Annotated in this window: 11 protein-coding genes; 7 read left to right on the forward strand and 4 right to left on the reverse strand. The window is 35.8% G+C overall.

Going from position 1 to position 13,731, the window contains the following annotated elements:
- The first annotated feature begins 221 nt into the window (after nt 1-221).
- A complete protein-coding gene (gene cysB, locus CXF85_RS01610; protein WP_101226769.1) occupies nt 222-1,196 on the forward strand; it encodes an HTH-type transcriptional regulator CysB in 975 nt (324 codons plus the stop codon).
- Nucleotides 1,197-1,287: 91 nt separating this feature from the next.
- On the opposite strand, the gene CXF85_RS01615 is transcribed toward cysB, so the two are convergent.
- Both CXF85_RS01615 and trhP read right to left on the reverse strand, forming a co-directional pair.
- Nucleotides 1,288-1,533, reverse strand: a complete 246-nt coding sequence (locus tag CXF85_RS01615; protein WP_101226770.1) for a YfhL family 4Fe-4S dicluster ferredoxin — start codon at nt 1,531-1,533, stop codon at nt 1,288-1,290.
- Nucleotides 1,534-1,565: 32 nt separating this feature from the next.
- Nucleotides 1,566-2,957 (reverse strand): prephenate-dependent tRNA uridine(34) hydroxylase TrhP, encoded by a 1,392-nt coding sequence (trhP, locus tag CXF85_RS01620; RefSeq protein WP_101226771.1) that lies wholly within the window; start codon nt 2,955-2,957, stop codon nt 1,566-1,568.
- A gap of 265 nt (nt 2,958-3,222) precedes the next feature.
- On the opposite strand from trhP, the gene CXF85_RS01625 reads away from it, so the two are divergent.
- The gene (locus tag CXF85_RS01625; protein ID WP_101226772.1) at nt 3,223-4,065 is read left to right on the forward strand and encodes an HDOD domain-containing protein; all 843 of its coding nucleotides are present in this window, start codon (nt 3,223-3,225) and stop codon (nt 4,063-4,065) included.
- A gap of 396 nt (nt 4,066-4,461) precedes the next feature.
- Here the strand turns inward: CXF85_RS01625 and rdgC are convergent, their stop codons facing one another.
- Together rdgC and CXF85_RS01635 are read right to left on the reverse strand one after the other, a co-directional pair.
- Nucleotides 4,462-5,385, reverse strand: coding sequence for a recombination-associated protein RdgC (rdgC, locus tag CXF85_RS01630; RefSeq protein ID WP_101226773.1), 924 nt, complete (start codon nt 5,383-5,385; stop codon nt 4,462-4,464).
- Nucleotides 5,386-5,459: 74 nt separating this feature from the next.
- Nucleotides 5,460-7,202, reverse strand: a complete 1,743-nt coding sequence (locus tag CXF85_RS01635; RefSeq protein WP_101226774.1) for a sensor histidine kinase — start codon at nt 7,200-7,202, stop codon at nt 5,460-5,462.
- A 286-nt stretch (nt 7,203-7,488) separates the two neighbouring features.
- Here CXF85_RS01635 and CXF85_RS01640 point away from each other — a divergent pair, with 286 nt between their 5' ends.
- From CXF85_RS01640 to ispH, 5 genes are all read left to right on the forward strand, one after another.
- Entirely contained in the window at nt 7,489-8,514 is a 1,026-nt protein-coding gene (locus CXF85_RS01640; protein ID WP_101226775.1) for a porin, read from the forward strand.
- Nucleotides 8,515-8,748: 234 nt separating this feature from the next.
- Entirely contained in the window at nt 8,749-9,456 is a 708-nt protein-coding gene (phoB, locus tag CXF85_RS01645) for a phosphate regulon transcriptional regulator PhoB (protein ID WP_101226776.1), read from the forward strand.
- Between the two features lie 32 nt (nt 9,457-9,488).
- Nucleotides 9,489-10,787, forward strand: a complete 1,299-nt coding sequence (gene phoR, locus CXF85_RS01650) for a phosphate regulon sensor histidine kinase PhoR (protein ID WP_101226777.1) — start codon at nt 9,489-9,491, stop codon at nt 10,785-10,787.
- A 269-nt stretch (nt 10,788-11,056) separates the two neighbouring features.
- Complete coding sequence (locus CXF85_RS01655) at nt 11,057-12,016, forward strand: PstS family phosphate ABC transporter substrate-binding protein (protein ID WP_101226778.1); 960 nt, start codon at nt 11,057-11,059, stop codon at nt 12,014-12,016.
- 384 nt (nt 12,017-12,400) lie between these two features.
- Nucleotides 12,401-13,330, forward strand: a complete 930-nt coding sequence (gene ispH, locus CXF85_RS01660; protein WP_101226779.1) for a 4-hydroxy-3-methylbut-2-enyl diphosphate reductase — start codon at nt 12,401-12,403, stop codon at nt 13,328-13,330.
- Nucleotides 13,331-13,731 lie beyond the last annotated feature (401 nt).

Consider the following 13,731-nt stretch of genomic DNA (forward strand, 5'->3'; position numbering starts at 1 on the left):
ATAGTACTAGTTGTAGATTTAGCTGAAAAATGTGTAAAAAAAGCTGTTTGTTAATATAGTATAACTAAGTAAAAAATAATCTTTATGAAATATGAGCGAAGTGGGGGATTTTATTTACAAAAAGTAAAAAATTATTATGGTATAAATGTCCGATTAAGTATATTATTTTGGCATAAGCACATTACAAATCTCGCATTTTTTAATGCTACTTGAGTATTTATATGAAATTACAGCAACTGCGTTATATCGTTGAAGTCTTAAACAATAACTTAAATGTTTCTGCGACAGCAGATAGCTTATTTACCTCACAACCCGGCATTTCTAAACAGGTAAGAATGCTAGAAGATGAGTTAGGTATTCAAATTTTTGGTCGTAGTGGTAAACACCTCACACACGTAACAGAAGCTGGTCAAGATGTTATAGATATTGCGACACAAATTCTTTCAAAAGTTGAAGGTATTAAAGCTGTTGCTCGAGAGCATACTCAGCCAGATGAAGGTAAATTGCGTATTGCTACCACGCACACTCAAGCGCGTTATGCCTTACCTGATGTTATTAAAGGCTTTATTAAACGATATAGTAAAGTATCATTACATATGTCTCAGGGCACACCTGCACAAATAAGTGATGCGGCCGCTAAAGGTGATGCAGACTTCGCTATAGCTACAGAGTCATTACACTTGTATAACGATTTGGTAATGCTTCCTTGTTATCACTGGAATCGCAGTATTATTGTTCGTCCAGATCATCCATTAGCTAAAAAGCAAAACCTAACGATAAATGATATTGCAAAATATTCACTTGTTACTTATGTTTTTGGCTTTACAGGTCGTTCAGAGCTTGATGCCGCTTTTGATGCCGCTGGTGCAAAACCTAAAATTGCTTTCACAGCAACAGATGCTGACGTCATAAAAACTTATGTTCGTTTGGGTGTAGGCGTTGGAGTCATTGCTTCAATGGCAATTGATCAACGTATTGATAGTGACCTTGTTGTGATTGATGCAAGTCACCTATTTAAAGCCAGTACAACTAAAATTGGCTTCAGACGAGGTAGTTTTTTACGTGCCTATATGTATGACTTTATAGAGCGTTTTGCACCTCATTTGACTAAAGATATTGTTACGCGAGCTATGTTATTAAAGAATAACCATGAAGTTGATGAGTTTTTGAAAGATATTAAATTACCAACGCGTTAAACGTTGGAGTAACGACCGGTGATAATCTTTTATTACCGGTCGTACGCTAATCAAGCATTCCAAAGCGAATACTTGTAAATGTCATCACTGACTAGCCATGTAATCTTATAAACTTTGCCAGTAATACCTCTTCATTTTCAACATTATCTGTATCGGGTTTCACGCAATCTATAGGGCAGACACTGACGCAGGTTGGTTTGTCATAATGACCGATACATTCAGTACATTTATCCACATCAATCTCATAAATCTCTTCACCAAGGGTAATTGCACCATTGGGGCATTCAGGATCACACATATCGCAATTAATACATGAGTCTAATATCTTTAATGCCATATCACTTGTGACCTTTTATCATCGGCAAGCGATTAATCTTTTTGGTTTTGTGCAAATGGATGACGAGTTGTACCGCCTTCATCCAAATAGCGCATGATAATGCCAAAAGATAAATCTAATTCTGTATCAAGTTCAATTGCTACAAAGTGACCTGATCCTTTTGCATCATTAATGCTCTCACCATTTTTACTGTTAATCATATTACTTAGGGTAAATGTTTGATTGCCAGTGGGCGTCATTAATTCAAGCAGATCACCAGTAAGGAACTTGTTTTTAACGTCAATTTCAATAAAACCCGTTTCTTCATTACGGCCAAGCACTTCCCCGACAAATTGTTGAGTATCACTTTTTGAATAGCCATAATCATAGTTTTGCGTATCACTGTGGCGATGACGTTGTAAAAATCCTTCGGTATAACCACGGTGTGCTAGATGTTCTAAGTCAGTATTTAGACTTTGATTGAATGTTCTGTCTGCCATGGCATCATTAATAGCTTGACCATAAACTTGCGCTGTTCTTGCACAATAATAAAATGACTTAGTTCGTCCCTCAATTTTAAGTGAGTGTACACCAATTTTAACCAAGCGCTCAACGTGCTCTACAGCGCGTAGATCTTTTGAGTTCATGATGTAAGTGCCATGCTCATCTTCAAATGCTGGCATATATTCACCAGGGCGGCCTTGCTCTTGCAGTAAAATGACATCATCGATAGGTTTCTGTGAGGGGACGATAATATCTTGTTCTGGCATATATATTTCAACGGACTCCGGTTTAACAGCAACAATATCACCTGTTTCTGTTTCTTTGGCTTCATGAGTATCATACTTCCAACGGCAGGAGTTCGTGCAGGTTCCTTGATTGGGATCTCTTTTATTGATATAGCCTGAAAGTAAACAGCGACCAGAGTAGGCCATGCAAAGAGCGCCATGGACAAATACTTCTAGTTCCATTTCAGGGCAATGAAATCTGATATCTTCAATTTCATCAAGGGATAGTTCTCTCGACAATATTACACGTTCTATTCCCTGTTGCTGCCAAAACTTCACCGTTGCCCAATTGACTGCATTTGCTTGTACTGACAAGTGAATAGGCATATCAGGAAAGTTTTCTCTAGCCAGCATAATAAGGCCAGGGTCTGACATGATTAATGCATCTGGCTTCATGGCAATAACAGGTGCAATATCTTTCAGAAAGGTTTTTAGCTTGCCGTTATGTGGTGCTATGTTGTTAACCAGATAGAATTTTTTGCCTAGTTGATGTGCTTCATTTATGCCTATTTGAATATTCTCTAAACTAAACTCATTGTTTCTGACCCGCAAAGAATAACGAGGTTGGCCAGCATAAACAGCATCTGCACCGTAAGCAAAAGCATATCGCATATTTTTCAAACTACCGGCAGGAGAAAGAAGTTCAGGTTTTATCATGAGGTACTCAAAGTTAAAATGGAATAAAAACGAAAAAAATTAGCGGCAAATTATACTCAATAGCCATTGCTGCGACTATTTCGAATTAAGCTAAAGGTGATGTGGATCAACATTTATTTAGCTAATGTCGATAGATGTGTGTAATAGGTTATAGGTAAAATGTAGATAACCCAGCTATTAGCTTGAAAAACATTGATAAAAAGCATTACTTTTAGAAAAATGTGCTACTTTTAATGGTAAGCACAATAAAAATAAAGGTGGATTTATGGCAACTGAAAATGCCCTGTATACAATTTTGACTGAAAAGATAAAACAAGACACTCTCGTATTACCCACATTACCGGAGGTAGCATTAAAAGTTAGAAGTGCTGCGGATGATCCTGATATTAATTTAAATCAAATGAGTGATATTATTGCGCAAGATCCAGCCTTATCTTTAGGTATGCTCAAAGTTGCTAACAATGCGATCTTGGGACGTAGTATTAAAGTTGAAACTGTTCCGCAAGCGGTAACCCGTATTGGCTTAAATCAAATTAAAAGTATTGCAACGGCAATGGCTATAGAGCAAGTATTTGTTTCGCATAATGACGTTGTTACTATGTATATGAATAAGGCTTGGGTAAAAACTATTGATATCGCATCAGTGGCGATTAGCTTGATGGATTTATATTTAAAAGAGAATAAGCGTACCTCACTATCGTTAGACACCATTACATTAGCGGCATTAATACATAATATTGGTGTTTTACCTATTTTGACTGAGGCAGAAAATCATCCTGATGTTTTTGCTAACCCTACTTTTTTACAGCAAGCAATTATTAAATTATCTGGACGAGTGGGGGGAGCAATTACCCGCAGTTGGGGGTTTTCTGAGGACTTTACTTTATTAGCTGAAAGTTGGAGCGATTTAACTATTTTACCAACTGAAGTTCATTATTTGGATTTTATAAGAGCAGGAGCTATTTATCATAATGTCTTTAAAAATGAATCTACCAAAGAGGCATTATTAAAAAATTATACTAAGAAAGGAATTTTACCTTCTGTTGATTATATGGAAGGTGATGAATTTAAAGAAATGTGCGATGGTGTAAAGGCTATGTTTATTTAATTATAACTAAAGTTACTTTTAAATTAAATAATAATAAAAATGGCAACCTTGAGTTGCCATTTTTATTTAATGCTAAAATATATATACCCGTTACCAATCAATATGCAAGTTTCAGAGTGCTTGAGCAATTTCAATTCAAGGCGCTGTGATGAAATAATGGTTATTCAGGAGAATATGCTCCTGCATTCTCTAATAAGCTACATCCATGTAGCGCCATTATAAATCACAGCAACGATGAAGTGATTTTGCTCAAGCGCTTCTTCGATGGGTTTTAAATGACTTTATACGGCGTTAAATAATCAAACCATAGAATGACTATGCTTAAATTATTTGCCTTACCTAAAGTGAATTTAATTCCCACTGAAATCCTGCACTTTGAATGGTAACGGGTATTGTTTAATCTTTTTCTAAAAGGTCAGTCGTCTTCATCGAAAACTCAGCCAATAGATCGATAATGAAACGATTTAACTCTCCAGACATTAGTGCAAAATCTGCATCAAGTTTAGCCACTACATCATCACTATCGATATCATCATTTTGTTCGTGAATAACATCAAAAAACTTTACTCGTTTTATCGCTAAGTCATCACATAAAATAAAGGATAACGATTCATCCCATTCTAACGCTACTTTTACAACGTATTTATCAGCATCTAAATGTGATTTAATCTCTTCACTCAACAGGTCTTGGTTTTTAACACGAACAACCGCACCATCATCACCTAAAGCATTAAACTCAGCTTCCATACCTAAAGTAAACTTACCACCTAAACTTTTCTCGTTTAGCCAGTCAGTCATGGTTTCATCAGCACAAATGTCAGGTTCGAAACTGGTAACCGGTAAGGTGCCAAGTACTTTACGCAATAACGCTAATAAATCTTCTGCTTTACCACGTGAGCTTGAATTGATAACGATGATATTATTAACAGGGCTTATGTAAGCATGGGTATCTGTTATACGAGAAAAAGCACGAGGTAGTAATTCAAACGTTATATCTTCTTTGAACTGTTCTTTTTCTTTTTTCGTAGCACCACGGCCTTGCTCTAGTTCAAGTAAGTTGACTTTTTCTTCAACCATATCTTTAATAACGGAGGCAGGAAGCATTTTTTCTTCTTTGCGCGCACAAACTAGAAAGTTACCGTTTGCACTATGTACACTGGTATCACCATGTTTACCTAATGCGTTAATCCAACCAAAGTGAGCAACTTCTGTAGAGCCTAGAGGGGTAAAGAGGTGCTCAGATAAATGTTTTTCTAAGTCTTCTTCAGACCATTCAAATGGGCGAGTAAAGGCAAAAAAGTAAAGGTTTTTAAACCACATAAGTAAATCCTAGGCTGATAAGAGAGTGTTTCGGCGATTATCATACCTGAATTCTAATGTTAAGACAGCAGCTTTTAGCTATACCTCATGTCAGGTAACGTCATGCGATAGCTTAAGCCTTCACCTGATTCTGAGTAGGCGTCAATTGAGCCGTTAAGAGTATCAATGACTAAATTTTTAATTATATGAGTGCCTAAACCAGTGCCACCCTTATCTAGCTGAGTGGTATAAAAAGGGTCAAACAATTGCTCAAGCTGCTCTTCTGTAACACCGACACCATTATCTTTATACAGTATAACTAGTCTTTGTTGATCGATACTCACATCTATATTGATCATCCCGCGGTTAATATTATTAAAACCATGGATAATAGAATTGATAATTAAATTAATAATGATTTGAGCAATAGCACCAGGGTGTGTGTAAATTTCAATATGTGGATCGCAACTTATTTTAACACAGTGATTGGTTTTCTTTAATTTAGGATGAATTGACTGGATGATCTCATCAAGATATTTAGCAATATTGATTAATCTCACTTTATCATTGGTTTGATCAACAGCAACTTGCTTAAAGCTGGTAATTAACTCTGCAGCTCTTTGTAAGTTACTGGATAGCAATTCGATACTTTGTTGTGCATTACCTATAAAACTGTCAATGGTGCGCTTTGACAATTTTTGTGCGCTGATGTCTTGTTGTAATTTAGTAGTAATATCAGCTAAATAGCTAGCTGAAGTAATACTAATGCCAATAGGGGTATTTATTTCATGAGAAACCTCAGCACTGAGTTGTCCTAAAGATGACATTTTCTCTGCTTCTAATAACCTGTCTCGTGCTTTACTTAGGTCGATTATTGAGCTTTTTAAATCTTTATTTGTGGTCATCAGTGTACTTTCAGTTTTACGGCGGCGGTTATTCTCGCCTTCTAGTTGGTGCTGCTGTGCTAGCATTTCTTTTTGTTGAACTTCCATTTTTAATAACGTTCTACTTAACGTAGAGGTTTTTCTTGCTACTTCCTGCTCAAGTAATAAATTTTGTTCATCTAATTTGTCATTTGCCAAATTAGTTTCTCGTTGCGATAAAGAAAGTTTGTCTTTAAATTCAACTAGTTCATCAATAAGATTATTGTAAGCATCCTCTAAAACATCAAGTTCATTTCTTTCATCGTTCATACTATGAAATTTAGATGCTTCAGGATCATGGAGATCAAGTTGTTTCATTTGGTTAGTTAAGTCTTTTAGCGGATCAGTTAATAATTTTGTAAAAGCCAATGAGAATAAGAACACCAGAAAAGCGGTTTTGACAATAGCGTTGCCGATGAGAAAATAAATTCCTACTTCGATGCGGCTAAAAATAACATCATTACTCGAGAGTAAGGTAACGGTTCCAACGGTTGTAGTTCGTCCTGAAAACTCAAATATCAGCGGAAAAGAGTGGCCGAATAGCCCATCGCTTAACGAGCTAATACTCTGATGTTCATTATAGTTCTCTTGCGCAGCTAGGTTAGTAACGGTAAGTACTTCACCAAGTTGAGTAATAACATTATTGGCTTCATCTGTTACGGTTATCCCTTGTATCATAGGGATAGCTATTAAACCTTCAGAAATATCAACAGCTTGTTGAGTGTTTAGTTCCCAAACAGCACGCGTTAAGCTACCACTAATTGTTTTTTGTAAGGTGAGAAGTTCACTATTGATATGACTTTTGGTATTAAAATATTCAGCAATAATTTGAATGCCAGTAACACTGACCGTTAAAATAAAATAAACAGAGAGGACTCTTGTTAATAGCTTACGCGATATGCTGGTTATTTTCATATCAGTTATCTTTTAGGTGTCTTTTAGGTGATTTTAGGAACTTACAGTTAATTCTAGTGAATCTTTTATAAAGTGCGCGAAAATAAATTATATAGTCTAAAATTATAATAATTTCTTGTTTAATTCAATTGAAACATTATTTTATATAAATAGATACCATGACAGTTATAGGTGTTTTTTATGAATTTAACTTTACAGTTGTAACAAAAGTGTAATCTTCATATTGTAAAGTACTATCTATTAATGCCCTTACAGATAATTTAAAATTTACTTATTAGGAATACCCATGAAACTGATTAAAAGCTGTATTACAATGGCTGTTTGTTCTTTATTAACATTACCTACATTTGCTGCCGATGACGCAATTAGCAAAAAGCAGGAAAATAAAGAGGTTATTGACTTTTACGGAAAGTTGAATATTTCATTACAAGCCACTGAAGAAAAAGGTGAATCATTTAATGAGCTAAAAAGTAATGCTTCTCGGGTTGGTGTAAAAGGTAAATATTATTTAGATAATGGCTTAACTGCTATTTATAAACTGGAATGGCAAGTCAATGTTAATGATGATAGTAAAGATACGCTAACGGCTCGTAATCAATGGGTTGGTGTCAAAGGTAACTTTGGAGAGCTTACTGTTGGTCGATCAGACACTACTTTGAAAGTATCTCAAGGTAAGTTTGATTTGTTTAATGATTATGAAGGTGATTTGAAACATCTTTTCATAGGGGAAAATAGAGTGGCCGATTCTATAACTTATAAATCTCCTGTTTTTAAACATTTCCAAGTATTAACCAGTTATATTATTTCTGATGATCATGAAGCCGATGATCCATATTCAGTAGGTGTTTTTTTTGGTGATTTAAACTTGAAAAAAACCGATTTTTTCTTATCAGTTGCTCATGATGAAAATATGCCAGTTAAATTTAAGGGGGTTGACGGAGGAGGAGACTCTATTTCTACAACCGAGCCCTTAGCTAATACACGTGTAACAGGTATGTATCAAATTGGTGATTTACGCTTGGGGGCTATGTTCGTTGATACTGAAGTTGTTACTACGGGGAAATCTGAAACAGGTTATGCTGCTAATCTATCTTATAAAATAGGTAAAGTGCTTACTAAAGTTGAATATCAAGAATTTGCTGGGGCTGATGCCATTAGTATCGGTGCTGATTATAAATTAGGTAAAAAGACTAAGGTGTATGCTTGGTATACTGATAGAGAAGGGAATATCGTTAAAGGGAATGATGGTAATTTCTATAAGTTCTCTGATGCAGGGAAATATTTTGCTATTGGAATGGAACAAAAATTCTAAATATTACCTTTATATTTAATTTTTAATTCAAACAAAGCCGTTAACTTACTGTGGGTTAATGGCTTTTTTATATATTTATGCTTGGTAAAACGATAAGCTTTATTGATATTTTCACTTTTGTCATAAAACTGTCACTTAACTTCTGCACAATAACTTATCAAGTGTAATCTTTTGTTAATGTTTGCTTTGCAAACAATAGATTCAATCAGCTAGTCATATTATTAGGATGTATACATGAGTCGAAAAATTTTAGTTGTTGAGGATGAGACCCCTATCAGGGAGATGATTAGCTTTGTATTAGATCAAAATGGTTTTAATGCTATTGAAGCCAGTGACATTGACCAAGCATTAGCAAAAATTCATGATCCTTATCCTGATTTAATATTACTAGATTGGATGTTACCTGGTGGCACTGGCGTTGCGCTCGCGAAAAAGCTAAAACAAAATGAATACACACGTAATATCCCCATTATTATGCTGACAGCAAGAAGTGATGAGGATGATAAAGTAAAAGGTTTTGAAGCCGGAGTTGATGACTATGTAACTAAGCCTTTTTCACCTAAAGAGCTTATTGCACGCATAAAAGCTGTTATTCGCCGTGTTTCTCCAACATCTCTTGAAGAAGAAGTTGATTTTCATGGCTTAAAGCTTGACCCTGTTGCCCATCGTGTTGCTATTAACGGTAATAGCTTAGATTTAGGACCAACGGAGTTTCGTTTATTGCACTTTTTCATGACCCATACGGAACGAGTATATTCACGTGAACAGTTATTAGATAATGTTTGGGGCACCAATATTTACGTTGAAGACCGCACTGTTGATGTTCATATCAGACGCTTACGTAAAGCCATTTCAGGTGAAGGACATGAAGACTTTGTGCAAACTGTCCGTGGGGCCGGTTATCGCTTTTCAAGTAAATTAAAAAAAGTCAGTTCACTGTAGCTTTTTCTCTGTTGGAAATTAATTAGACAAGTATGCACTTCCGTTTATCTTTTATAAATATTATTTATCGCTTAATGGGCTTATTAGTCACCAGTGCTTTTGTTGGCTGGTTATTTGATTATGTTTTGCTAGCCATGCTTGCCACCAGCATATTTTTATTGGTTTGGCATTATCATCATTTATTTAAACTGATCAATTGGCTTTGGCAGTCGAAAGCTTTATCTCCTCCACAAGCAAAAGGGGTGTGGGGGTATTTATATGATGGTTTATATAGGCAAGTTAAACAGCAGCGTAATAAGCAAAAGCAATTAAACGAAAAAATACGCCGTTTTCGTGATGGCGCAGAAGCACTGCCTGATGCGGCATTAATGTTATCTGAGGAACTGACCATTGAGTGGGGTAATAAAAAAGCCCAACGCCTTCTGGGGGTTCGTTGGCCGGATGACTTTGGTTTACGGATAGATAACTTACTGAGAGCACCTGAATTTTCAGATTATTTAGCAAACGAGAATTTTGAGTACCCTTGTTTGTTAATCTCTCCCTTTCATTCTGATGTACAACTTGAAATACGCCTTATGGCTTATGGCAGCGAACATGTATTACTTCTAGCAAGAGATATATCTAACCTCCAGCGTTTAGAGGATATGCGGCGTGATTTTGTTGCCAATGTCTCACATGAGTTAAAAACACCTTTAACCGTTGTTCGCGGATATGTTGAAATGATTCAAGCTTCCCAGGAAACATTTGAACCTATTTGGCAAAAAGCTTTTCAGACTATTGAAGGGCAAGTCTCTCGTATGGATCGTTTAGTTGAACAATTACTTAATTTAGCTAAAGTAGAAAATAATAGTGGTGATGAGAAGCAATGCATCAATATGGCACAATTAATTCGAACATTAGTTGATGAAGTCACTTGGCTTAACCAGGATAAACAGCACCAAATTAGCCTGAATATTTCTACGGATATTTGTGTTTTAGGCTCTGAAACTGAATTGAAGAGTGCTTGTGCCAACCTTCTATCTAATGCTATTGCTTATACTCCACCTAAAGGCTGTATTGAGGTGAGTTGGCTGTTAATAGATAATAAAGCTATTTTTTCAGTCAAAGATAATGGTGATGGTATTAAACCAGAGCATCTTAATCGTTTGACTGAGCGCTTTTATCGTATAGATAGATCTCGTTCGAGAGATACTGGTGGTTCGGGTTTAGGGTTAGCAATAGTGAAACATGTTTTACATCACCATCAAGCTGAATTAGTAATTAACAGCCATTGGGGGCAGGGAAGTGAATTCTCAATCTGTTTTGACTCAAGCACTCTATCTGTTACTTAAGAATAATTAATAGATGATATACATTAGATTAACTCTATGATTATTTAAAATATCCAGAATGACATTATTGCCAATCGTAATATCATCTTCTTACTCAATTAAGCGTATTTTAATCACATTCTCATCGAGTTCATCTCCCCTTAATTAGCTTGTTGATATTATCTTCTTATTGCTCGTCATAATTCTGTCATAAAACATCCATATAATTGTCATGTTCACTTCGTATAGTGTGAACAATTAAATAGTTCAAACTCTTACCGGAGATAACCATGAGTTTAAAGAAAGTTATAAGTATTATAAGTTTATCAAGTCTAATTTGTTTTTCAGCAGCAGCGCTTGATGAAAAGTTACCCGAGTATAAAAAAGTTAGTGGTATTTCAGGTAATGTCTCTTCAGTAGGCTCTGATACCTTAGCAAATATGATGACATTCTGGGCTGAAGACTTTAAGCGCACTTACCCAAATGTGAATATACAAATTCAAGCTGCGGGATCATCTACTGCGCCACCAGCATTAACGGAAGCAACCGCAAACCTTGGCCCAATGAGCCGAAAAATGAAAATGCGCGAAATTGAAGCATTTCAAAAACGTTACGGTTATAAACCTACCCGAGTAAGAGTAGCAATTGATGCTTTAGCTGTTTTTGTTCATAAAGATAACCCATTAGAAGGCTTAACAATTGCACAAGTTGATGCTGTTTTTTCTAATAATCGAAAATGTGGCGCGGATAAAGATATTGACCGTTGGGGTGACCTTGGTTTAGACGGTGTTTGGACAGGAAAAGATGTACAACTTTACGGTCGAAATTCAGTATCTGGCACCTACGGTTACTTTAAAAAGAAAGCGTTATGTAAAGGTGATTTTAAAAACAGTGTTAATGAACAACCTGGTTCAGCATCAGTAGTACAATCTGTTTCTGCTTCACTTAATGGCATAGGATATTCAGGTATAGGTTACCGAACTTCTGGCGTACGTGCTTTACCCTTAGCTAAAAAAGGAACTACCTTTATTGAAGCGAATATGGAAAATGCTATTTCAGGTAAGTATCCACTATCACGTTATTTATATGTTTATGTTAACAAGCATCCAAATAAGGCCCTTCCTCCAATGGAGGCAGAATTTTTGAAAATGATTCTTTCTAAATCAGGACAAGAAATTGTTGAGAAAGATGGCTACATACCACTACCAAGTGAAGTAGTTGCGAAAGAATTTAAGAAATTAGGTTTATAATTCGGATACTCCATTACTATCATTTAATAGGGCAAGCTTGAATCAAGCTAGCCCTATTCATTTCACCTTTCCTCATTATTACTTCCATTCTCCTTATCATTTAATTCATCTTCAGTTGTGTCAATAAAACATCATCAGTTAAAATATATATAATTAATGAGTTTCATTGATATAATGTAATCCCAATAAAACTACTCAGTGATCTTTAAAAGAGCTCAAATTATTCAATAACATTGTTACTTTCTAACCCAATAGCTAGCTATTGCTCAAGTGCCTTGTTTTTGATAATTTATTATCATTGCTTATGTTGAAGTGAAGTTGAACCATTAATTAAATTAATTGGTATCAGTGAGTCGTTGTTGTCGCTTATTTTGAAGGAAAAGTATGGAAATTATTTTAGCTAACCCTCGTGGTTTTTGTGCGGGTGTTGATAGAGCCATAAGTATTGTTGAGCGCGCTTTAGATTTATTTGGCGCTCCTATCTATGTTCGTCATGAAGTTGTGCATAATAAATTTGTTGTAGATGGCCTAAAAGAACGTGGCGCTATTTTTGTTGATGAGCTTGATGAAGTACCTGATGATAATACCGTTATTTTCAGTGCTCATGGTGTATCGAAAGCGGTAAGACAAGAAGCAAAATCTAGAGAATTAAAAGTATTTGACGCCACTTGTCCGTTGGTAACAAAAGTTCACATGGAAGTTTCTCGTGTTAGCCGTAAGGATATTGAATGTATTCTTATCGGACATGCAGGGCATCCAGAAGTTGAAGGGACTATGGGACAATATAGCAGTGACTCTGCAGGTATTTACTTAGTTGAATCTCCTGATGATGTTGCGAATTTAGTGGTTAAAAACCCAGAAAAACTGTATTTCTGTAGCCAAACCACTTTATCTGTAGATGATACTATGGATGTAATATCAGCTCTGCAAGCTAAATTCCCATTAATTGAAGGGCCACGTAAAGATGATATTTGCTATGCGACTCAAAATCGCCAAGATGCAGTTCGAGAAATAGCAGATAAAGTTGATCTTATGTTGGTCGTTGGCGCAAAAAACAGTTCGAACTCTAATCGACTTAAAGAGCTGGCAAGTAAAATGGGCGTCACCTCTTACTTAATTGATACAGCAGATAATATTGAAACAGACTGGTTGATAGACGTTAATAAAGTGGGAGTAACCGCAGGTGCATCAGCGCCTGCAATACTAATAAAACAAGTTGTTGAAGCACTAAAAACACATGGTGGTCATCAAGTTATAGAGCATCCTGGAAAAGAAGAGAGCATAGTGTTTGCAGTACCCATTGAATTGCGCTAGTCTTAATCTACCAGCAGAAAGTTAAATAATTCGTTATGTTAATACCTTGTTGCAAAGCTTGTGGGCATGGTGTTAATGTACGGTTGTCGGTTGATTTGTATTATTAGTCTATATCTTATTGTTAACCATGCGTTTTATGCATTGGCTAATTATTGGTTAGATTAGAGCCGTGAGTAGTCGCTGTAAACATTAAAAAAATAATGGTGAAGTGTTAGGATGCTACTCTTAATAGGTTGTGCTGATTTTTGAATATCAGTACGGCTGTGTTATAACCATGGAAATGGTAGGGTAGTAAATTATGCGACTACAATCTAAATTGAATCCAAGCCTCCTTGGTTTTCTCTCCGATAATCTTAATCGATTTTTACAGTCTTACAGTTATGCTCCCTCAGTGAATTTTT

Origin of the sequence: Colwellia sp. 75C3 (assembly GCF_002836255.1) — a bacterium.
Classification (GTDB): Bacteria; Pseudomonadota; Gammaproteobacteria; order Enterobacterales; family Alteromonadaceae; genus Colwellia.

Coding starts and splice junctions, on each gene's coding strand:
- cysB (WP_101226769.1), top strand. CDS start 222: ATGAAATTACAGCAACTGCGTTATATCGTTGAAGTCTTAAACAATAAC.
- CXF85_RS01615 (WP_101226770.1), bottom strand. CDS start 1,533: ATGGCATTAAAGATATTAGACTCATGTATTAATTGCGATATGTGTGAT.
- trhP (WP_101226771.1), bottom strand. CDS start 2,957: ATGATAAAACCTGAACTTCTTTCTCCTGCCGGTAGTTTGAAAAATATG.
- CXF85_RS01625 (WP_101226772.1), top strand. CDS start 3,223: ATGGCAACTGAAAATGCCCTGTATACAATTTTGACTGAAAAGATAAAA.
- rdgC (WP_101226773.1), bottom strand. CDS start 5,385: ATGTGGTTTAAAAACCTTTACTTTTTTGCCTTTACTCGCCCATTTGAA.
- CXF85_RS01635 (WP_101226774.1), bottom strand. CDS start 7,202: ATGAAAATAACCAGCATATCGCGTAAGCTATTAACAAGAGTCCTCTCT.
- CXF85_RS01640 (WP_101226775.1), top strand. CDS start 7,489: ATGAAACTGATTAAAAGCTGTATTACAATGGCTGTTTGTTCTTTATTA.
- phoB (WP_101226776.1), top strand. CDS start 8,749: ATGAGTCGAAAAATTTTAGTTGTTGAGGATGAGACCCCTATCAGGGAG.
- phoR (WP_101226777.1), top strand. CDS start 9,489: ATGCACTTCCGTTTATCTTTTATAAATATTATTTATCGCTTAATGGGC.
- CXF85_RS01655 (WP_101226778.1), top strand. CDS start 11,057: ATGAGTTTAAAGAAAGTTATAAGTATTATAAGTTTATCAAGTCTAATT.
- ispH (WP_101226779.1), top strand. CDS start 12,401: ATGGAAATTATTTTAGCTAACCCTCGTGGTTTTTGTGCGGGTGTTGAT.